Below are 21263 nucleotides of genomic sequence, written 5' to 3' on the forward strand. Positions count from 1 at the left end.
AAAACGGGATTGTCGCTGACTTCTGCAAAGATGCCAGCCATGTCGGAAGATGTGACGTGGGTGGAGGCCGGGGGCGGCTACCGGCTGGCCCTCGACGGCGGCACGCTCGCCTGCCAGAACGCCGCCGGCAGGCGGCTCAAATCGGTGCCCAAGGCGGTCAAGGACGGCCCCGTGGCCGAGGAACTGCTCGCCCTGCGCGACCACCTCGCCCAGCACGAGGCCGAGTGCCTGGCCACGGTGGAGTCCTGGATGCTCGGCGGCCACCCCGTCCCGTCCCCGATGATCGCGGCCGTCTGGCCGGATCCGGCCTGGCGCGAGGCGCTCACCGACCTGGTCGTCCTGCGTGACGACGAGCCGGGATTGCTCAAGGAGGCCGGCGAGGACGGCCGGCTCGGCGTCGTCGACCTCGACGCCGAGACCGCCTGGCTGGAGCCGGGGCCGATCCTGATCCCGCACCCCGTGCTGCTGGCGGATCTGGCCGACCTGCGCGAGTTCGCCGCCGAGCTGGGCGCGGCGCAGCGTGTGCCGCAACTGGCCCGCGAGGTTCACCACAAGGGCGCGCATCCGCCCGACTACGCGGGCGGGCGTTTCTCCGAGCTGCGCCACGCCACCGCCCGCGCCGCCCGCTTCGGCTTCCGGGTGCGCGGCGGCTACGCCGTCTGCCCCGTCGTGGACGCCGGCCGTCCCGTCCAGGCCCGCTACTGGCTGGGCGACGACGGCCCCGACTACGAGGCGTACACGGGAGACCTGATCTGGGTCGGCGCCGACGAGCGCCCGCTCGAACCCGCCGACGTCGGCCCGGTCGCCTGGTCGGAAGGCGTGCGCATGGCCGAGCTCATCTACGCGGGAAGGATCACCGACGGTGACTGACGACCTCCTCCTCGACGCCGGGCTCGCCCCGGCCGGGGCCGAAGGCGGCCAGCCCGTCCGGGCCCGCGCCTACGGCCACCCCGCGCTCGGCGAGCGCCCGGTGATCCGCCTCATCGGCGAGACGACCGCGCCGGCCGAGGACCGCGCCATGGCCTTCCTCGGGTATGGCGAGCCGCACGTGAGCCCGCCCCTGGCCACCGGCCGCCGCCGCGGCCTCGGCTACCCGGCATGGGCCCTGGTCAACGACCCGCGCGGTGCGAAGGCGGCGCTGGCCGCCGTCTCCGGCATGGAGCGCGCCGCCCGCCTGGCCGCCGCCCGTCCGGGGGCCGCCGCCGACGCCTACGCGGAACTGGCCGCCACCCTTCCGCGCACGCACCTGCCGAGCTTCTGGGAGCAGGCCGGGCGCACGTTCATCGCGGCCGGGCACGGCGGCCAGGCGGCGGTGATGTTCGGCCGGGCCCGCGAGGCCGAGGCCACCTACGCGCTGCCCGTGGACGAGGCGGCCCGCCGGGCGGTCTTCCTGGAGTACGCCTTCGCCGGGGCCCTGCCGGTCAAGGCGGTCAACGCCTACGTCGTCGAGCTGGCAGAACGCTACGAGCCGCGCCGCGCCTACGACGAGCTGTTCGAGCTGGCGGTCCGGCGCACGCTGGGCGGCCTGCCGCCGTGGAGCGACCTGCCCAAGCAGCTGCGCAAGCTGGCCAAGGCCGCCAAGCTCGACCCGGCCGCCGAGGACGAACGCCTCATCGCCACCCTGCTCGGCGCCCCGGCGGTGAAGCGGGCCCGCCCACTGTTCTGGAAGGCCTACCGGACGACCCTGCTCGCCCAGCCGCCGCAGGCGCTGCTGGAGGTCTTCCCCACCGCCGACGGCGTCGACGAATGGTGGCTGGAGCTGCTGCGGGAGTCCGGCGCGCTCGACACCGTCCCGGCCGCCTGGCTGTCGCGGCTGGTCGCGCACCTCAAGCGCGGCTGGCGCTCGGAGCCCGGCTCACCGGCGCTGCTCGCGCTGGTGGAGCGGATCGCCGGCCGGCTGGCCGCCGAGGGCGAGCCGGTCCGGCTGGAAGGGGGAGTGGCCTGGCGCAGCCGGATGCTCGACCTCGATCTGCTGGACACGTGCCTGGCCGCCGGAGTCCCCGTCGCCGACCCCGGCGGCGAGGCCGTCGTCCACCTGGGCAGGTGGCTGATGAACGGGCGCAACCGCGACCTGGCCGCCGTCGCCGCCGACCCGCGCTTCGCGCCCCTGCTGGAGCAGGCCGTGGGCAACCACCGCGAGGTCGAGGAACTGATCGAGATCCCGGTGCTGCGGCCGATGGTCCACGCCTGGCTGCTCGACAGGATCCGGCAGGCGGCTTCCGGCGGGCTGCTGGACGCGCGCTCCGCGCTCGCCGCTCTGGAGAACGCGCTCACCGGTCCCGTGCTGGCCGCCTTCGACGGGCTGCGCGAGGCGGTCGAGGGCATCGACTTCGCGGTGCCGCTGTGCCGTACGCTGCGGGCGGGCGTCTACGACGAGCTGGGCTGGGACGCGTTCGACGCCGCCCTGGAAGAGCTCGGCGACGACGCCCGCGTCAGCGCGAGCTGGCCCGTGCTCACCGTCTTCACCGCCGCCAAGGCGATCGCCCTCGGTCCGGGCGGCCGGGTCGCCGAGCACGACCTGCGGGTGCCCGCCGGCACGCCCCACCTCGACGTCCTCTACGCCGGCGGCGCCTTCCGCGTCGCCTGGGGCACGAACGAGTCGCGCTCGTTCTACTGGTCGTCGGCGCCCTCGGAGATCCACGAGAAGGACGGCTGGCACTATTTCCACGAGCACCGGGCCGGGCTCGGCTACGCCTTCCTCACCCCCTCCGGCGGGCGCGTCACCGGCCGCAAGGCCCTGCATCCCGGTGACCGGAAACCCGATCTCGACGAGACCGGCCGCATGTTCTCCGACGGCGCCACGTTCTGGATCCAGCCCGACGCGTGGCGGCCGGTGCTGCGCGAGCTCGACCCGGCCACCGGGCAGCTCGGGCGGGCCAGCCTGCCGGCGTTTCTGGAGGACGCGCCACCGCCGCCCGGCGCGCGGTGGCAGCTGGAGGGCTGCTCGCTCGCCCCGCTGCCCGAGGGCCTGGAGCGCACGCTGCTCGGCGCCGCCGACGGCATGATCGGCTTCCGCGTCCACGCGGCCGGCGGCCACTACACCTACGCGCGCGCCGACGGCCGCGGCGGCGTCGCGAAGCTGACGGCGACGCCCTGGGGACTGCTCGACCTGCCCGGACGCGCGGAGCCCCTGCTGCTCACCGGCAGCGGTACCACGGTCGTCCTCACCGAGGCCGACGGGACGCTCCACTGGGACGTCACCACCGGCCGCGACCGGTGGAGCACCGCCAAGGGCAGCTCGGACGGCACCGCCCTGGTGCCGTTCCCGGCGTTCTGGCACCATCTGGCTCCGCGCGATCCCGGCGGCTCCGCCGTCCTGCGGGAGCTGACGCGGGCCGGTGCGCGGGCGCTCATGGACGGCGGCGCGCCACCCGTGACGCACGAGCGGCTGCGGCGCGGCGTGGCCGGGCTGGTTCGGCAGGCGAACGACCTGGCCACCCGCCGCGACGAACTGCTCACCAGCGCGCACGCCACCGCAGGGCTCGTCCCCGGCCTCGACGAGGAGGAGCTCGCCAAGGCGCTGGCCGACCTGGTGCACGCCCAGGGACTGCTCACCTACCAGGCCGGGCGGCAGGTCGCCTTCACGGCCGCGTTCCTGTCCGGCGAGATCCCGCCCGAGGCGGTCAAGGGCGGCATGCCCGGCAGCTTCCACGACTGGACCGACCTGATCGGCCGCCTCGGCGGCCTGGCCGTGCGCGCGATCTCGCCCGCCACGCCCGCGCCGCGCAGAGCCGCGATCCTCACCCTGCTGGAGCTGTGGTCGGGTTCGCGGCTGGCCGAGCCCGGCTGGCGCCGCGGCGTCGCCGACGTGGCCGACCCCACCGGCCACCTGTCCGCCGGCGGCGCCCATCTCACGCTCGACCTCACCCCCGACTATTCGGGCATCTACCAGGCGCGGCGGCGCAGGTTCATCGAGTACGGCACCGCTCCCCGCGCCGGCGAGGTGCTGGACGTCTCGGCCGAGCTGCCCACCGGCTGGGCCACGCCGCGCACGCTCGCCGCCTTCGTGGCCCGGCTGCGCGAACAGGGCCCCGCCGAGCACGATCCCGAGGCCGTCGAGCTCCTGTGCGCCGAGACCGGTCTCGGCCGGCCCGCCGCCGCGCTGCTGCTGGCCGGTCTGCCGGGCCTGGACAGCTGGGGCCGCGACTTCCTCGACACCGAGAGCCGCGAGGTACTCGGGCTGAAGCCCGCCGAGGCCGTCATCGCGCGCGACGAGCTCAAGGCGCTCAGCCGGCGAGAACGGCGCGACCTGCTCGACGAAGCCGTCCCCGCCGACCCCTGGGACCAGAAGGCGCTCGCGCGCGGCCTCGCCGAAGCGTGGACCGCCCGCTTCGGACGCCGGACGCGGGTGCCCGAGGACGCCGTGACCGCCGCCAGGACGCTGCCGCTGCGGCTGCCCGCGGCCAGGGCGCTCGGCGCGCTGACCGACCCGTCCCCGGTCGCCGAACTGAACCAGGACCACGACACCTGGCTGGCCGGGAAGAAGTACCACGAGGCGGTCGAGCCCCTCGCCCTGGACGACCTGCTCGCCGACCTCGCTCTGGCGCTGCCGTGGGCGTATGCCACGCTGCCGGGCGGCCATCCCGTCCGCTCGGGCCTGCCGGCCGCCCTCGACCTGGTACGGCGCCGCCTGAACCACCCGGGGCTGCTCCTGCGCGGCGGCACGATGGAGGCGGACGGTTTCACCGGCGAGCCGTACGGGGGAAAGCTGGACGACGAGGTCACGGCGGTCGACGACGGCCTGACCATCGTCGTGACCCACGGCCAGACGTTCTTCCGCCCCGCCCTCCTCGGCGGCGACGCCCGCTCCCGGCTGCAGTTGTCGCTGGAGTCGCCCTGGGACACCCGGACGCCGGCGGCCCGGGTCGTCGAGCTGCTGCGCTCGGACGGCTACACCCGGATGGCCGAACGGGCCCCGTTGCTGGAGGCGGGCCGCTGGGAGGCCGACCCCAGGGCCGGCGCACCCGCCGTGCTCGCCGCGGCGGCGGACAAGCTCGGCCTGGACGAGGACGCCGCCGTCCTCTACCTGCAACTGCTCACGCTCCTCGAACCCACCGACCGCAACGTCCGCACCTGGAACGACTGGACGCCCGCCCGCCACAAGAAGGCCGCCGCCGTCCTGTCGGAACGCGGGCTGGTCATGGCCGCCAAGCGCGAACGCGCGGGCCGCGGGCTCTTCCTGCCCGGCGGCTGGACCAAGGGCAAGGCGCCCGACCTGCCCGCCGAGACGTGGAAGCTGGAGACGCTGTATCCGCTCACGCTCGGCCGCCGCCTGCCGGAGACGTCGCTGCCCGAGCTGTTCGAGCGGGCGTGGCGGCGTGTGAGCGAGGGGGAGGGCCCCCGATGAGCCTTCAGGCGCAGGTCGAGCCCGCCGAGGTCCGCCACGCCGAGGAGCTGGAGCAGCTGGCCGCCCGCCCCGGTCCCCGCCCGCCCGGCTGGCGGCTGACGCCCTCGGCCGTCGTGGACTTCGTCATGGGCGACGGACGGCGGGTCGCCCGCAAGTTCGTCGGCGAGCGGGCGCTGGTCGAGCGGGCCGTGGTCACGCTCGCCGGAGAACGCGGCCTGCTGCTCGTCGGCGAGCCGGGCACCGCCAAGTCGATGCTGTCGGAACTGCTGGCCGCCGCCGTCAGCGGCGCCAGCGAGCGGGTCGTCCAGGGCACAGCGGGCACCACCGAGGAACACCTGCGCTACGGCTGGAACTACCGCCTCCTGCTGGCCGAAGGGGTCAGCGGGCAGGCGCTCGTGCCCTCCCCGATCCTGGCCGCCATGCGCGCGGGAGCCGTGGCGAGGGTCGAGGAGATCACCCGCTGCCTGCCCGAGGTGCAGGACGCGCTGGTGTCGGTGCTGTCCGAGCGCCGCATGGCCGTGCCGGAGCTCGGCGCCACCGAGTACGCCGCCCAGGGCTTCAACGTGATCGCCACCGCGAACCTGCGCGACCGGGGCGTCTCCGAGATGAGCGCGGCCCTGAAGCGGCGCTTCAACTTCGAGGTCGTGCCGCCCGTCGGGACCCTCGCCGACGAGGTCGCCCTCGTCCGCGCCCAGGCCACCGCCGCCCTCGCCCGCGCCGGGGCCACGCTGGAGGTCGACGACGCGGTCATGGAGGCGCTGGTGACGACCTTCCGCGACCTGCGTCTCGGCACCGCAGAGGAAGGCTGGCCGGTGGAACGGCCGGCCGCCGTGATGAGCACCGCCGAGGCGGTGGCGGTCGCCGGGTCGATGGGGTTGCAGGCCGCCTACCTGCCCGTTCCCGACCCTCTGTCCTTGCTGCCCGGGTATCTGCTGGGCGTGGTGCGCAAGGACGATCCCGACGATCAGGGCAAGCTGCTGGCGTACTGGGACACGACGGTGCGGCGGCGGGCCGAGAGCGGGCCCCGGTTGTGGCGGCGGCTGTACGAGCTGCGCGACGCGCTGTCCGGTGGGTCGTGAAAGAACTGGAGGAGCTGGCCGGGGGGCGGGAGCCGTACCTGATCGGGGTGCGTCACCATTCGCCGGTGCTGGCGGCGGCCATGCCGTACCTGCTGGAGGCGGCGCGGCCGCGGGCGGTGCTGGTCGAACTGCCCGGGGAACTGCAGGAGTGGCTGGGCTGGCTCGGCTCGCCCGCCACCACGGCGCCCGTGGCGCTGGCCGTCGCCTCGCAGGAGGGGGAACGGCTGGGTTTCTACCCGTTCGCCGACTTCTCGCCGGAGCTGGCCGCGGTGCGGTGGGCGGTCGCGCGCGGGGTGCCGGTGCACGCCATCGACCTGCTCACCGACCTGCCCGGCGACAACCCGGCGGGGCCGCTGATGCCCGCCCTGATGCGGCGCCTGGACGTGGACGACCACGAGGAGCTGTGGGACCGCCTCGTGGAGACGCCCTCCCACGGGGCGGACCCCGCGCGGATCCGCCGTGCCGCCCTGGCCGTCGGCTGGGCCCTGCGGCAGGACGCCGGTCCGATCTCCGAGCGGGATCTGGCGAGGGAGGCGTGGATGCGGCGCCGTATCGCCGACATCGGGCCGCGGGGCGCGGCGGTGGTCGCCGGCGCCTTCCACGCCCCGGCACTGACCGCCCCCGCCTCCGCCGTTCCTGAGCCCATGCGGGGGGAGGTGGTGACCGCGCTCGTCCCCTACGGCTTCGAGCTGCTGGACTCGCGCTCCGGCTACCCCGCGGGCATCAAGGACCCGGAGTGGCGCCAGGCCGTCTACCTGGCCGGGGGCGATCCCGCCGCCGTGGAGCGGGCCGCCGCGGAGACGATCGCGCGGATCTGCGCGGAACTGCGGCGCGAGGGCCACGTGGCGGGTGTCCCCGACGCCAAGGCCGCGTACGGCATGGCCCGCGACCTGGCCGCCCTCCGCGACCTGCCCGCCCCCGGACGCCGCGAGCTGGTCGAAGCCCTCCAGAGCACTCTGGCACAGGGCGAACCCCTGGGCCGCGCCCGCGCCGTGGCCCGAGCCGCCGAACGTGTCCTCATCGGCGCCCGCCGCGGCCAGGTCGACCCCGCCGCCCCCCGCTCCGGCCTGCTCACCCACGTCGAGGCGCTCGTCGCGGACCTGGGCCTGCCGGGACCCGGGCAGCCGGAGGCCGTCCTGCGCCTCGACCCCCACCGCTCACCCCTCGACCAGCGCCGTCACCTCGCGCTCAGCCGCCTGTCCGCGCTGGACGTCGGCTACGCGGAGGAACGCCCCATGACCGGCGTCGGCGGCGCCGACACCCTGGGCCGTTCGTGGACCGCGCGCTGGCGTCCCCTGACAGAGGCCACGCTGGAGCGCGCCGCCGTCTACGGCACGACCCTCGCCCCCGCCGCCGAGGGCCGCCTGCGCCGCGCCGCCCTGTCCGAACGCCTCCCCGGCGTCCTGGAGAAGGCCGCCGCATGCGGCCTGCCGGAGCTGACCGCGGAGCTGGTGGGCCGTCTCGGCGCGGAGTTCATCCCCGTGGCCGGCCCCGCCGACCTGGTGGCCTGCCACCGCCTCCTCTGCCGCCTCGCCGCCCTCCCCTCGCCGCCGCCCGGCTGCCGGGAAGCGGCCGAACGCGTCCTGACCGCGGCCGTCGCCTCCGTCGAAGGCCTGTCCGGGATGACCCGCCACGAGGAGGCGGCGCTGCTGGGCGAACTGGTCCGGCTCGCACCCGTCCGGGGCCGCCTGACGTGGGTGTTGCGCCGCATGGCCGCCGACGGCACCCCGCTGGCCCAGGGCGCCGCCGCCGCGGCCCTGTTCGTCGCGGGCGCGGACACTTCGGGCTCTCTGCCGGTACGCCTCGCCGCCTGGGCCGAATCCGCCTCCCCGGCCCCGGACCCGCGACCGCCCGTAGATCGGCCGCCCCACCCGCCGGCCGAGACGGGGACCGGGGCCGGGGCGACGGCGGGGGCCGGCGTGGTGGCGGCGGGGCGGGTGGCCGGGGTGGTGCTGGTGGCGGGGGCGATGCTGGAGGCGTCGGCCGAACTGCTGGCTCCACTGGCCGAACGGGTCGAGGCCTGGGATGACGCCGGGTTCCTCGCGAGGCTGCCCGCGCTCCGTGACGGGTTCGAGGCGTTGTCTCCCGCCTCCCGCCAGCGCCTGCTCGACAGCCTCGGACTGGACGCCGACCTGACCCTGCACGCCCCCGCCGGGGAGCTCGCCGCCTGGGCCGCGGCCGACGAGGCGGGGCGGCTGGCCGTACTGGAGCTGGATCCCACGGCCCTGGACGGCGCGGCCGGTGCGGCGGCGGATGGCGCGCACCCCGTGGCGGTCGCGCGGGACGAGGCGGAGGACGCGCGGCGGATCGGGAGGGCGGACCGGTGGCGGATGGTGCTCGGGCGTGAGGCCGACCGGCTGGACCCCGCGGCCAGGGCGGTCGCGCGGGCGCTGGACGACCTGTACGGGGCGGGAACGGGGGAGGGGGCCGACGCGGGAGGCGACGGACGGCCGTATCCGTCCGCGCGGGAGTGGGTCGAGGAGCTGGAGGCCCTGTTCGGAGCCCGGGTCCGCGAGGAGGTCGTGGGACGGGCGGCGGCGCGCGGACGGGTGGACGCGCTCCTGGCCCTGGACCCGGACCGGGTCAGCGCGGACGTCGGCCTGCTCGAAGGCATGCTGGCCCTGGCCGGGGCGCTTCCCGAGGCGCGGCTGGCCAGGTTGCGCCCGCTGGTGGCGCGCATGGTGACCGAGCTGACCGAGAAGCTGGCCCGGCGCATGCGGCCCGCGCTCACCGGCCTGACCACGCCGCGGCCCACCTCGCGGCCGGGCGGGCCCGTCGACCTGCGCCGTACCCTGCGGCGCAACCTCCACACCGCCCGGCTCACCGAACGGGGGCCGGAGGTCGTGGTGGAGCGGCCGGTGTTCAGGACCCGGGCGCGGCGCGGCGCCGACTGGCACCTGCACCTGTGCGTGGACGTGTCCGGCTCCATGGAACGCTCGACCGTCTACGCCGCGCTGGCCGCCGCCGTGCTGCACGGGGTTCCGGCGTTGAGCGTACGTTTCATCACGTTCTCCACCGAGGTCGCGGACCTGTCGGACCGGGTGGCCGACCCGCTGTCGCTGCTGCTGGAGGTGTCCGTGGGCGGCGGCACCGACATCGGCACGGCCCTGCGCTACACCCGCGAACGCCTCACCGTCCCCCGCCGCAGCATCGTCGCCGTGGTGAGCGACTTCGACGAGGGGGTGTCGGTGGGACGCCTGCTGGCCGAGGTACGCGCGCTGGCCGGCACCGGAGCCCACCCCCTCGGCCTGGCCGCCCTGGACGATCAGGGCAAGCCCGTCTACAACCGGGCCGTCGCCGGACAGGTGGCGGCCGCCGGAATGCCGGTGGCGGCGCTGTCCCCGTCCGAGCTGGCCGGCTGGATCGCCGAGAGGGTGCGCGGATGAGGCCACAGGTGATGCCCGCGGTCCTGGCCGCCGCCCTCGCCGCCGCCCCCGCCCGCGTCACCAGGCGCCTCGACGCCGCGCCGGGCGCGGCGGAGGACTGGCGGTGGCATCCCGAAGGCGGTCAACTGCACGTCAGCACCGGCCAGGAGACGGTACGGCTGCCGCTCGCGGGCGTGCTCACCGACCTCGCCCAGATCGCCTGCACCTGCCTGCTCACCCCCCGCTGCCTGCACGCCCTGTCCGTCCTCAGCGCCCTGCCGCCGGCCGGCACGTCGCCGGCCCAGAACGAGGAGCCCGGCCCCGGTACCCCGCCGTCCCAGAGCGCCGAGCGCCCCGAGCCCGGCACCCCGCGAGAGCCGAGGCACGAGGACGGCGGCCACGCGCCTCCGGAGGGTGGCGGACCGGCCGGGATGGCGTGGGAGGCCGGGGCCGAGGTGCTTGCCGCCGGGGTGGCGCACGCGGGCGCGGCGGCCAGGGAACGGCTGCTGCGGGCGGCCCATGCCTGTGCGGAGGCGCGCCTGTACGATCTGGCCCGGCCGGCCACCGCCGTGGCCCAGGGCGTTCACGACGTGCGGGCCAGGCGGCCGCAGTTCGAGCTGGCAGCCTACGCGCGGGACCTGGCCGATCTGCTCGGCACGGCCCGGCGGGCCGCCGAACCGGGCGGCCGGAGCGGCAGGCGCCACTACGAGGCGCTGCCGCCGTTGATCCTTCAGGGGTTGTTCAGCGAGCCCGTCGTCACGGCCTCCGGCTACGCGGGCGTGGTGACCTGGCTGGCCGACGCGGCGGGACGGCTGTACAGCGTGGGCGACGTGACGCCGGGCGGCGTGGAGCGGGTGGGGGCCGCCTACCGGTCGGCGGTCCGGTTCGGCGGGCTGGCGCTGTCGCCCGAACGGCTGGGCCGCAGCCGCGTCTTCGCGCAGCACGCCGCCGCCAGCGCCGACGGCAGACTGAGCAGTACAAAGGAGACCAAGGCCGCGATCCACGGCGACTGCGCATGGACCGGCCCCCTGTGGACGGAACCTCCGGCCGGCCAGCTGGCCAGGGCGCTGCGCGGCGAGCGCGACGGCCTGATGTTCCTGCGGGCCGAACTGGCGGGCCGTGATCTGCGCACCGGCGCGGGTACCCTGACCGCCGTCGGCGCCACGCCCGCCGCCGAGGCCAACCTCCGCAAACTCGCCCCCGCGCCTGAGCACGACGTCATCGTCCGTGTGGTGCCCGACCAGCCGGGCGTGGTCACCGTCCTGGCCGCCGACCGGCACGACCTGCCCTTCGCAGACCTGCCCGGACCGTCAGGCCCGCCGCTCCCGCCCAAGCCCGGCAGACGCGCCACCCCTCTCACCCCGCTCCATCGCGTCCTGCACCGGATGGCCATGGGCGGAAGGGCGACCGCGGGCCCCACGGCGGCGGCCACGATCGCCGCCACCGCCGCCCGCCTGCGCCGCGACCAGCTGCCCACCGCCGCCGCCCTCCTGGAGCGCCTGGCCCGCCAGGCCGCCGCCGTCCGGCGTACCGTGACGGGCGAGTCGCTGCCGGAAGCACCCGACGCGCTGGCCCGCGCCTGGTCGGCCGCCATGACCTACGCCGGCCGCGCCGAGGAGGAACTCACCCTCCGCCTCTGGCGGGCGGCGACGGAGCCGGGACCCGGTGGCGGATCACCAGGTCGTTGAGGGCGTCGTGGGTGGTGGCGGTCTCGGGCAGGGAAGAGGTGGTCTGGGCCTCGTGCAGGGCCGCGGTCATCCGGGTCACGTCCGCCGCCACGCCGTCGATCACCGGCGCCGGCCCGTGCTCGGCCTCCCGTTTCGCCTCCACCAGCTCCGGCAGGTACGCCGGGCCGTACCCGGACAGCAGGGTGAGGTCGGCCACCAGCTCGCCCGTGCGCATCAGGTGGGTGCCGGTCGCCAGCACTCGGAACGTGTACAGCAGCGGCTTGAGCTCGCCGCTCTTCTCGAACAGGCGCCACTGGGTGCGGGCGAAGCCGAGATAGTGGTGGGCGTGGTGGCGGGTCAGGCAGCCGGGCGCGAGCGCGGTCAGCTCCGCGTGCGCCGGCGAGGTGGCCACGACCAGCGGCGACAGCAACTGCTCCAGCACGTAGCCGTTGCGGTTGAGCAGCAGCCGGCAGAACTTGGCCAGGTCGTGCGTCACCAGGTCCACCTCGACCGACTCGCGCGTCCAGGTGCGGTCGAGCGTCTCCGGCCCGGTGCGCAGGCCGACGACCTCGCGCACCGGCAGGATGTGCGCGCCGCGCAGGTCCACGTCGGAGTCGCGGGAGGGGAAGCCGTACAGGTGCGCGCCGCTCACGGTCGCGAACACCAGCGGGTACGGCTGCTCGCCCGGGATCTCGGGCAGCCAGCCGGGCAGGTTCACAGATGCGCCTTTCTGACGTCCAGCAAGAACTCCTCGACGGCCGCGCGGTCCGGGGCCGCCGGCAGGACGCTCACCGCGGACTCCAGCTCGGCCGCCAGACCCGCCCGCCACGCGGTCACCTCCTGCCAGGGGACCTCGCCGCGCTTGACGGCCAGCAGCCGCTCGCGCTCCGGGCCGGCGCCGATCTCGAGGTCGCCGTGCCGTACGAGATGAAGGCCGCAGCGCATGAGGCGGATCATGTGCATGGCCTGCTTCCACTTGGGCGCGGCCGGGTCAAGGCGGCGGAACTGGGCGTCGGCGTATCCGCAGAAGGTCTGGCGGGCACGCTCGGACAGGAACGCACGGCGCAGCCCGATCAGCCGCTCGCCGAACGGGGTGCTCAGCTCGACCAGCGGCGACCACAGGCACTCCAGCACCGTCGGGTTGGCCTCCAGGGCCAGGCGGCAGAAGCGCTCCACCTCCCAGGAGAACTGCTCGGGCAGCGGCCCGTCCCGATGGGTGGGCGGCTTGTCCAGGCGCCAGAACGCCTGCGTCGGCGCCACGAACACGCCCCTGCGGTCGGTGTCGGAGGCGCCGGTGTCCAGGCCGTAGGCGCGCGAGCCCACGACGACGGACAGGATCAGGTCGTCGTTCACGGCGCCAGCCCGCTCAGCAGGTCGGCGGCCTCCAGGCGGCGTCCGCCGCAGCGGTCCGGGTAGAGGGCGTAGACGTCGGCGTCGCCGGGCAGGTCGACGTCGCCGCGGACCAGCATCGCGAGCTCGGCGCCGTCCGGGCGGCCCTCGGGCGCGCCGGCGCGGGCGGACAGGCGCGCGGCGAAGGCGGCGACCGGCTCGCCGGGGCGGCGCTCGTAGCGGACGACCGCGCCGTCGCGCCGGCGCACCAGCACCTCCCGTGCGCGTCCCGCCGCGTGCCAGCACGCCAGTTCCCACATGGTCACCCGCTCCTCGAACGCCTCGCCCAGCGCCCGGCCGAGCGCCGCCAGCTCGTGGCCGCTGCCGGCCACCTGGTGACCGTATCCGGCGGCCGACAGGTTGAGGTCCGCCCACACCGAGGTACGCGACCACAGGTCGGCCACCAGCGGGACCAGAATCTTCGCCGGACCGGACAGGTCGAAGCGCTGCCGCACCGCCAGCGGGTCGAACAACGCCCCCTCCGGCTGCCGCATGAACCCGGCGAAGCCGCGTACCAGCTCGTCGAAGGGCACGTCGTTGTAGCTGAACACGACCGGCACCAGATACCGGCCGCGCAGCGCCCGCACGTCCACGTCGATGAACTCCGACGCGCCGAGCGGCTCCGGCGCCGAGGTCAGGTCGCCCGAGTGCGTCAGCGCCGCGCCCAGCCGCAGGTTCGTGTAGTCGCACAGGCCGGCGAAGCGCCAGCTCTCGTCGAAGACCGCCACCGACAGGTCGAGGTCGACACGGGTTCCCGGCGGCTCCGCCCAGTGCAGGAAGAAACGCAGCCGGGCGTCGTCCGGGATCGGCTGCCTGCTGCCGCGCGTCAGCCGTACCAGCGCCTTGGACGCGGTGCGCTCCGAGGTCGGCGCGACCAGGTCGGCCAGCGCCTCGTCCAGCAGCGCGCGGCGCACCCCGGGCAGCGCGCAGGCGCGCCGCAGAAGCTCGGCCGTGAGCACGTCCTCGGCGCCGAGCACCACCTCGTCGGCCAGCGGCGGCCGCTCGTCGGGCAGCGTCCAGAACCGCGCGGTGCCACCCCTCGGCAGGAACAACCGCCGGCTTCCCGGAGCCGCCCGCAGCTGCCCGAGCGCCGACACGAGCACGCCCGGCGCCACCCGGCGCACCGCGTCCTGAAGCACCGTCCCGGAATCCAGCAGCGTCTCCGGCGACAGCCGCAGCATCTGCGACAGGCGGCGCACCAGCTCGCCCGGCCGCGCGGCGAGCAGCCCGGCCGCCTCCCCATACCGCTTGGCCGCCAGCGCCGGCTCCACCAGCCCGTTGAACGTCGTCGCCCGCAGCCGCCCACCGCGCACCCGCACCACTTCCGGATGGAGCGCCGCCCGCGCCAGCACGGCCCGCCCGAACGCCGTCCCGTCGTCGAGCGCCGTCCCGCGCAGCGCCGCGAACGCCATCGCCGCCACCGGGAACCTCCGCGCGTGCTCGTGCGGGTGCAGCACCTCGCCCATCCGCACCCACAGCCGGGCGTGCCGCCGCAGATCCTCCAGCAGGTACGGCACCGCCATCCGATCCAGGCAGCCCAGCACGACCCGCCGCATCCCCCTGCCCAGGGCCAGGCGCCCGGGCGCCACCCGCAGCCCGGGATCGCCGCCCATCAGCTCGAACAGCAGCCGCAGCACGTCGGTGGCCGTCTCCACGTGCGCCTCCAGCAGCGCGGTGGCGCCGTGCCGGGTGGCCACGGCCATGGCCACCGCCCTGGTCTCCTTGACCGGGATCGCCTCCGGCAGCCACGCCGCCGACTCGGGCCAGCACGCCTCCAGCAGGGTGCGCACCTCCGCCCGCTCGTGCGCGGGCATGGGAGTGCGTCGTGCCAGGAGGGAACCGGTCAGCTCGCGGGCGGCGGCCGACGGGTCGTCGCACAGCCCCAGCACCGCGACCGGCCGGGTGAGGACGCCGCGCGCGGCCGTACCGGCTGATCCGGCCGGACGCAGGAACGGATCGCCGGCGGCGATCCGCCGGTGGCAGACGGGGCAGGCGCTGAAGTCGGCGCCGTCCCAGCACAGGCGGCACACGAGGTGCGCGCACGGCGAGACGGGATGGACGGTCCCGCGCTCCCCGCACAGCACGCACGGCTGCTCGGCCGCCTGGGTGAGCAGGCTGAACACGCGGCGCACATAGAAGTCCCGCGTGTCCTGAGGCACGCTGTCAGGAAATTTCCGGAAGAGCGGGATGTGTTCCGCACCCGCGCCCACCTCGTTCCGCGCCCAGTGCAGCACCCTGCGGCCGACCTTCGCCAGGCCGGCCGCGTCCAGCCCGGACAGGGCGTCGCGCAGCGGACCCGACAGCAGGAAACCGAGCTGCACCAGCTCGGCCTCCAGCGCCGCGACCCCGTGGGGAACGTCCGCCGCGACCAGCCGCATCCCCTTGCGCAGCTTGCCCACCGGCGGCACCGCCCGCGGGTCGGCCAGCATGGGCGCGAGGGCGACCAGCCGCCGTGCGCGCAGCAGTACCTCGGCGATCGCGTGCACCCCTGGCCTCCCCTGAAGACGCGTGCGGGAGGCCGTGCCGAGCACGGCCTCCCGGGGCGGAGAGCGGGCACGCTGTTCATGTGAAGTGAAGAGAAGGAAGCACACCCTGAGCCGCCCAGGCGCCACACGCTACCTGGATGAACACGGCCATGTCCTCCCCATATTCGCGGGACTTCGCGCCCGAGGGGCGTGGAAGCCGTGGAGGGCGGGGGGTGGGTGGGGTGGCGGAGCCGTAAAAGATCGAGGGCTTGTGGGGAGTGAGCGGTAAAACGGCGGCTGGGAGGGTTGATCGGGTGGTGGCGGGGCTGGTGGGATCGGGGGGTGGGTTTTGATGAGGTGTATCGGCGGAGCATTGAGCGGCCCGAGCGGTTCTGGGCCGAGGCGGCGCGGGGGATTGAGTGGGATGTGGAGCCTGCGCGGGTCTGGGGTGATGGGCGGTGGTTTGGCGATGGGTGGCTGAACACCTGCCACAACGCGCTCGACCGGCACGTCGCCGCCGGACGCGGAGAGCAGGCGGCGCTCATCCATGACAGCCCGGTCACCGGGCTCAAACGGACCTACACCTATCGTGAGCTGCTGGATGAGGTGGCTCGGACGGCGGGGATGCTGGCCGGGCTCGGTGTCGGGCGCGGGGACACCGTGGTGATCTACATGCCCATGGTGCCCGAGGCCGTCGTCGCCATGCTGGCCTGCGCCCGGCTAGGGGCGGTGCATTCGGTGGTGTTCGGCGGGTTCGCGGCGCCTGAGCTGGCGGTGCGGATCGACCATGCGCGGCCCAAGGTGGTGATGTCGGCCTCGTGCGGGATCGAGCCGTCCCGCCTGGTGGAGTACAAGCCGCTGCTCGACGCCGCACTCCGGCAGGCCGAGTACCGGCCCGATCACTGCGTGATCCTGCAGCGGCCGCAGTGCCGCGCGGAGCTGGAAGCGGGGCGCGACCTCGACTGGGCCGAGGCGCTCAGCACGGCCGAGCCCACCGGTTGTGTCAGCGTGCGGGCCACCGATCCGCTCTACGTTCTCTACACCTCGGGCACCACCGGCGTCCCCAAGGGCGTCGTGCGCGACAACGGCGGGCACGCGGTCGCGCTGCACTGGAGCATGAGCGCCGTCTACGGCGTCGCGCCGGGCGAGGTCTTCTGGGCGGCCTCCGACGTGGGGTGGGTGGTCGGGCACTCCTACATCGTGTACGCGCCGCTGCTGGCCGGCTGCACGACCATCCTCTACGAGGGCAAACCGGTCGGAACCCCGGACCCCGGGGCGTTCTGGCGGGTGGTGGCCGAACATGGGGTGCGCGTGCTGTTCACGGCGCCGACGGCGATCCGGGCCATCAAGAAGGAGGACCCGGCGGGGGAGCGGGCCGCTACAACCGATCTGTCCGGCCTGCGGCATCTCTTCCTGGCCGGGGAACGCCTCGACCCCGACACCTACCACTGGGCCACCGGCCTGCTCGGCATCCCCGTCATCGACCACTGGTGGCAGACCGAGACGGGCTGGCCCATCGCCGCCAACTGCGTCGGCATCGAACAGCTCCCCCTCAAGCCCGGCTCACCCACCAAGCCGGTCCCCGGATACGACGTGCGCATCCTGGACTCCGCGGGCGCCGACTGCCCGCCCGGCATCGAAGGCGCCGTCGCGATCCGCCTGCCGTTGCCGCCCGGCTGCCTGCCGACCCTGTACAAGGACGACCGGCGCTTCACCGAGTCGTACCTGACCCGCTACCCCGGCCACTACCTGACCGGCGACGGCGGCTACATCGACGCCGACGGCTACCTCTACGTCATGGGCCGCATCGACGACGTCATCAACGTGGCCGGGCACCGCCTGTCCACCGGCGCCATGGAGGAGGTCATCGCGGCCCACCCCGACGTGGCCGAATGCGCCGTGATCGGCGTGGACGACCCGTTGAAGGGCCAGTTGCCCATGGGGTTCGTCGTCCTGAAGGCCGGCGCCGACCGTGACCCCGCCGATCTCGAACGCGAACTCGTCACCATGATCCGCGACCGCATCGGCCCCGTCGCCGCCTTCCGCCGCGCCCTGGTGGTCACCCGCCTCCCGAAGACCCGGTCGGGCAAGATCCTCCGGGCGACCATGCGCGACATCGCCGCCGGCCGCCCCTACCGCACCCCCTCCACCATCGAGGACCCCGCCGCCCTCCAGGAGATCACCGACGCCCTGTAACCCATGCGGGCGCGTGGGGGCTCGCTGCCTTCGGCGTCCCTGGACCCGCATGTCCCGGGCGTCAGGCGTGGGGACGTGGGGTTGCCGAGGTGCCGGGGTAGCCGGGGTGGGTGGGGATGGTTTGATGAAGGGTTAAATGTCGTGGCCCTAGGGTCAGGGGTATGGAGCACAGCGTTGAGGTGAGGACCGACCGGCGGGCGCTGGTGGCGGTCGGGGTGACCGTGGTGTTGTGGGCGTCGGCGTTCGTGGCGATTCGCGCCGCCGTACAGGATTATTCGCCCGGCGCGCTCGCCCTCGGGCGGCTGCTGGCCGGATCGATCGCGCTCGGCGTGATCCTGCTCGTTCGCCGCGAAGGGCTGCCCTCGCGTCAGGCCTGGCCCGGGATCGTGGTGTCGGGGGTGTTGTGGTTCGGGGTGTACATGGTGGCCCTGAACTGGGGTGAGCAGCAGGTCGACGCCGGCACCGCTTCCATGGTGCTGGGGATCGGGCCGGTGCTGATGGCGCTGCTCGGCGGGTGGGTGCTCAAGGAGGGCTTCCCCGGGCGGCTGCTGGCGGGACTGGCGGTGTCGTTCGCCGGCGCGGTCGTGGTCGGGGTGTCGATGTCGGAGGGCGGGGCGTCGTCGGTGCTGGGGGTCGGGCTGTGTGTGCTGGCCGCGGTGTCGTGGGCGGTGGCGATCATGGCGCAGAAACCGGCCCTGAAGTACGCCTCGGCGCTCCAGGTGACGACCTACGGGTGCGTCGTGGGCACGATCGCCTGCCTGCCCTTCGCCGGGCAACTGGTCACCGAGGCGGCGCGGGCCCCGCTGTCGGCCACGCTCAACCTGGTCTACCTGGGCGTCTTCCCGACCGCCGTCGCCTTCACGACCTGGGCCTACGCCCTCGCCAGGACGACGGCGGGCAAGATGGGCGCCACCACGTACGCGGTCCCTGCGCTGGTCGTGGCCATGGCGTGGGTGGTGCTGGGTGAGGTGCCGGGCTGGCTGACGTTCGCCGGCGGCCTCCTGTGCCTGGCCGGCGTCGCCGTCACCCGCTCCAGAGCCGGCCGCTGACCCACCCCGGGAGCTAACGGCGTGCCCCGGTCCTGGTCGCCAGCAGGCGGGTCAGGCTGGGCGAGGCCCAGGCGGCCCCCAGCATGAGGCGCATCATCACCGGCAGCGACGTACGTCCCCGCCCCCGTCGCACCGCGTTGACCAGAGCGCGCGCCACCTGCTCGGGGGTGACGGTCGGGATGATGCCGGCGATGCGCGGGATGCGCTCCTCCGAGCCGGGGTTGTTGGCGAAGTAGTCGCTGGAGACCTTGCCAGGGATGATTTCGGTCACCCCCACCCCGGTGCCGTGCAGGTCGGCGCGGAGGGCGGCGACCAGGCCGCGCAGTCCCCACCGGGCCGCGGTGTAGCCGAACGCGCCGGGCCAGGCGATGCGGGAGGCGGGGGAGTTGACGACGACGATGCGGCCGCTGCCCCGCCGTACCATGTCACGGGCGAAGGCGGCGCTCACGTAGCCGGCGGCGAGGAACGGCACCGCGGCCAGCTCCCTGAACTGCTCGGGAGAGGTCTCGTCGGCGAACAGCCACAGCCCGGCGCCCGCGTTGTTCACGATGACGTCGGGCACGCCGGCCGTGGCCTTCACGTGCTCGGCCATGGCGGTGACGGCCGCCGGATCGCCCAGGTCCGCGGGGAAGACGTGTGACTTGCCCAGCTCCGTGGCCAGCGCGTGGAGCTTGACCTCGTTCCTGGAGGTCAGGACCAGCGTGGCCCCGGCGCGGGCGAACTCCCTGGCCGTTTCCGCCCCGATGCCCGACGACGCGCCCGTCACCAGGACGACCTTGCCCCGCAGTTCCACCGCACCTCCCGAAAGATCGCCCGATATCCAGTCAGGGTATCGGCCATCCGAAAAGCGGGTGTCACCCGGAGGCGTTGTCCAGCGGCAGCTCGACGGTGATCGTCAGCCCGCCCTCTTCCCGGGGCCGCGCGATGACGGTCCCCCCGTGGGCCTCCGCGATCACGCGCACGATCGACAACCCCAGCCCGCTGCCCCGATCGGAACGCAGCCGGTCCCCGTGCAGCCGCCGGAACGGCTCGAAGATGGCCTCCAGCTCGTACGGCGGCACCGGCAGCCCGGTGTTGGCCACCACCAGCTCCACCTGCTCGGCCCGGCCCCGCGTCGTCACCCACACCTCGCCCTGCGGGTGGTTGTGGCGCACCGCGTTCTCGACGAGGTTCTGCACGAGCCGCTCGACCAGCACCGCCTCGCCGCTGGTCGGCGCCGTGTCCAGCAGCCGGTGGATGCTCACCTCGGCCTTGCCGGCCTCGACGGCCACCTGGTCGAGCACGTGCTCGGCCACGTCCATCAGGTCGAACGGCCGCCGGTCCAGCAGCGCCCGCTCGCCCTCGGCCAGGGCGAGCAGTCCGTCGATGAGCCGCTCGTGCCGGGTGTTGACCAGCAGCAGCGACTCGCCCAGCCGCTTGACGTCCTCGGTGGCGTCGGGACGGCGCACGGCCACGTCGACGAGGGTCCTGTTGATGGTCAGCGGGGTGCGCAGCTCGTGGGAGGCGTTGGCGACGAAGCGGCGCTGGCCGTCGAAGGAGCGGGCCAGGCGGACGAGCATGGTGTCGAAGGTCCCGGCCAGTTCGGCGACCTCGTCGCGCGGGCCCTCGTAGCCGATGCGCTCGGTGAAGTCGTGGCTCTGGGCGACGCGGCGGGCGTTCTCGGTCATCGTCTTCACCGGGCGCATCGCCCAGGAGGCGGCGCGCCAGCCGACCAGGAACGCCAGGCCGGTCCCCGCCGCCACGGCGGCCAGGCCGATCAGGCGGACGTTGGCGAGCGTGTCGCGCCGGTAGACGGCCTGGACCTGCATGGCCCGCGCGCGGGCGATCTCGTAATGGGCGGAAAAGCGCTCGTAGTAGCCAGGGCCGTACTCCGCCGGCACGTTGACGTCGATGCCGGTCGGCGTCATGAGGCCGGTGCGGTAGGAGAGGCTGTGTTGCACGACGAAGTAGACGGCGGCCAGCACGACGGCGCCCAGCACGAGGAACACCGCCGCGCAGGCGAGGGAGAAGCGCAGGCGCACGCTCATGGGATGCGGTACCCCGCTCCCGGCACGGTCTCGATGACCTGCGGCTCGCCGAGCTTCTTGCGCAGCTTCATCATCGTGGTCCGCACGGTGTTGGTGAACGGGTCGATGTGCTCGTCCCACACCTTCTCCAGCAGGTCCTCGGCCGACACGACGGCGCCCTTGGCCCGGAGCAGCTCCGCGAGCACGCCGAACTCCTTGCGCGCCAGCGGCACGTACCGTCCGTCGCGGAAGACCTGGCGGTGCGCCCAGTCGAGCCGCACGCCCGCGCGATCCAGCATGGGCGGGTCGGCGGGACGGGCCCGGCGGCCCAGGGCGTGCACCCTCGCCACCAGTTCCTCGAACGCGAACGGCTTCGGCAGGTAGTCGTCGGCCCCCAACGACAACCCCGCCACCCGCGCCCGGATGTCGCTCGCGGCCGTCAGCATGAGGACGCGCACCAGCGCCCCGTCGGCGACGACCCGCTTGCACACCTCGTCCCCGTGCACGAGCGGCAGGTCGCGGTCGAGGACGAGCACGTCGTAGGCGTTCACCGACAGCCGCTCCAGCGCCGACTCCCCGTCGTAGGCGACGTCCACGGCCAGCGCCTCGGCGCGCAGCCCCTCCGCGATCGAGTCGGCGAGCATGCGCTCGTCCTCGGCGATCAGCACTCGCACTCTTCCCCCCAAACGATCTTAAACTC

13 protein-coding genes are annotated in these 21263 nt (G+C 74.7%); 7 read left to right on the top strand and 6 right to left on the bottom strand.

Annotation, left to right across the window (positions count from 1 at the left end):
* The first annotated feature begins 39 nt into the window (after positions 1-39).
* The 5 genes from ACIBI5_RS42020 to ACIBI5_RS42040 are packed head-to-tail and all read left to right on the top strand — an operon-like array spanning position 40 to position 11479.
* Positions 40-870, top strand: a complete 831-nt coding sequence (locus ACIBI5_RS42020) for a DUF4132 domain-containing protein (protein ID WP_397255502.1) — start codon at positions 40-42, stop codon at positions 868-870.
* A complete protein-coding gene (locus ACIBI5_RS42025; RefSeq protein WP_397255504.1) occupies positions 863-5347 on the top strand; it encodes a hypothetical protein in 4485 nt (1494 codons plus the stop codon). Before ACIBI5_RS42020 ends, ACIBI5_RS42025 begins: the two co-directional genes overlap by 8 nt.
* On the top strand, positions 5344-6426 hold the full coding sequence (locus ACIBI5_RS42030; protein WP_397255506.1) for an AAA family ATPase: 1083 nt from the start codon (positions 5344-5346) through the stop codon (positions 6424-6426). The genes ACIBI5_RS42025 and ACIBI5_RS42030 overlap by 4 nt, the downstream gene beginning before the upstream one ends.
* On the top strand, positions 6423-9812 hold the full coding sequence (locus ACIBI5_RS42035) for a DUF5682 family protein (protein WP_397255508.1): 3390 nt from the start codon (positions 6423-6425) through the stop codon (positions 9810-9812). The genes ACIBI5_RS42030 and ACIBI5_RS42035 overlap by 4 nt, the downstream gene beginning before the upstream one ends.
* Positions 9809-11479, top strand: a complete 1671-nt coding sequence (locus tag ACIBI5_RS42040; RefSeq protein ID WP_397255510.1) for a hypothetical protein — start codon at positions 9809-9811, stop codon at positions 11477-11479. Before ACIBI5_RS42035 ends, ACIBI5_RS42040 begins: the two co-directional genes overlap by 4 nt.
* On the opposite strand, the gene ACIBI5_RS42045 is transcribed toward ACIBI5_RS42040, so the two are convergent.
* The 3 genes from ACIBI5_RS42045 to ACIBI5_RS42055 are packed head-to-tail and all read right to left on the bottom strand — an operon-like array spanning position 11415 to position 15333.
* Entirely contained in the window at positions 11415-12176 is a 762-nt protein-coding gene (locus ACIBI5_RS42045; RefSeq protein ID WP_397255512.1) for a DNA polymerase beta superfamily protein, read from the bottom strand. The genes ACIBI5_RS42040 and ACIBI5_RS42045 overlap by 65 nt on opposite strands.
* A complete protein-coding gene (locus ACIBI5_RS42050; RefSeq protein ID WP_397255514.1) occupies positions 12173-12811 on the bottom strand; it encodes a DNA polymerase beta superfamily protein in 639 nt (212 codons plus the stop codon). Before ACIBI5_RS42050 ends, ACIBI5_RS42045 begins: the two co-directional genes overlap by 4 nt.
* Positions 12808-15333 (bottom strand): MXAN_6230/SCO0854 family RING domain-containing protein, encoded by a 2526-nt coding sequence (locus ACIBI5_RS42055; protein ID WP_397255516.1) that lies wholly within the window; start codon positions 15331-15333, stop codon positions 12808-12810. Before ACIBI5_RS42055 ends, ACIBI5_RS42050 begins: the two co-directional genes overlap by 4 nt.
* A gap of 321 nt (positions 15334-15654) precedes the next feature.
* On the opposite strand from ACIBI5_RS42055, the gene ACIBI5_RS42060 reads away from it, so the two are divergent.
* Together ACIBI5_RS42060 and ACIBI5_RS42065 are read left to right on the top strand one after the other, a co-directional pair.
* Positions 15655-17508 (top strand): propionyl-CoA synthetase, encoded by a 1854-nt coding sequence (locus ACIBI5_RS42060; RefSeq protein WP_397255518.1) that lies wholly within the window; start codon positions 15655-15657, stop codon positions 17506-17508.
* 161 nt (positions 17509-17669) lie between these two features.
* Positions 17670-18557: a DMT family transporter gene (locus ACIBI5_RS42065; protein WP_397255520.1), complete on the top strand. Its 888-nt coding sequence runs from the start codon at positions 17670-17672 to the stop codon at positions 18555-18557.
* Positions 18558-18570: 13 nt separating this feature from the next.
* Here the strand turns inward: ACIBI5_RS42065 and ACIBI5_RS42070 are convergent, their stop codons facing one another.
* The 3 genes from ACIBI5_RS42070 to ACIBI5_RS42080 form a co-directional block, all read right to left on the bottom strand.
* Positions 18571-19350 (bottom strand): SDR family NAD(P)-dependent oxidoreductase, encoded by a 780-nt coding sequence (locus ACIBI5_RS42070; RefSeq protein WP_397255522.1) that lies wholly within the window; start codon positions 19348-19350, stop codon positions 18571-18573.
* A 61-nt stretch (positions 19351-19411) separates the two neighbouring features.
* Positions 19412-20584 carry a sensor histidine kinase gene (locus ACIBI5_RS42075; RefSeq protein ID WP_397255523.1) on the bottom strand — a complete coding sequence of 391 codons (1173 nt, stop codon included), beginning with the start codon at positions 20582-20584 and terminating at the stop codon, positions 19412-19414.
* Positions 20581-21237, bottom strand: a complete 657-nt coding sequence (locus tag ACIBI5_RS42080; RefSeq protein WP_184963320.1) for a response regulator transcription factor — start codon at positions 21235-21237, stop codon at positions 20581-20583. Before ACIBI5_RS42080 ends, ACIBI5_RS42075 begins: the two co-directional genes overlap by 4 nt.
* Positions 21238-21263: the final 26 nt, after the last annotated feature.

It is taken from the genome of Nonomuraea sp. NPDC050540, from assembly GCF_044457485.1.
GTDB lineage: Bacteria > Actinomycetota > Actinomycetes > Streptosporangiales > Streptosporangiaceae > Nonomuraea.

Coding starts and splice junctions, on each gene's coding strand:
- ACIBI5_RS42020 (WP_397255502.1), top strand. CDS start 40: ATGTCGGAAGATGTGACGTGGGTGGAGGCCGGGGGCGGCTACCGGCTG.
- ACIBI5_RS42030 (WP_397255506.1), top strand. CDS start 5,344: ATGAGCCTTCAGGCGCAGGTCGAGCCCGCCGAGGTCCGCCACGCCGAG.
- ACIBI5_RS42040 (WP_397255510.1), top strand. CDS start 9,809: ATGAGGCCACAGGTGATGCCCGCGGTCCTGGCCGCCGCCCTCGCCGCC.
- ACIBI5_RS42065 (WP_397255520.1), top strand. CDS start 17,670: ATGGAGCACAGCGTTGAGGTGAGGACCGACCGGCGGGCGCTGGTGGCG.
- ACIBI5_RS42075 (WP_397255523.1), bottom strand. CDS start 20,584: ATGAGCGTGCGCCTGCGCTTCTCCCTCGCCTGCGCGGCGGTGTTCCTC.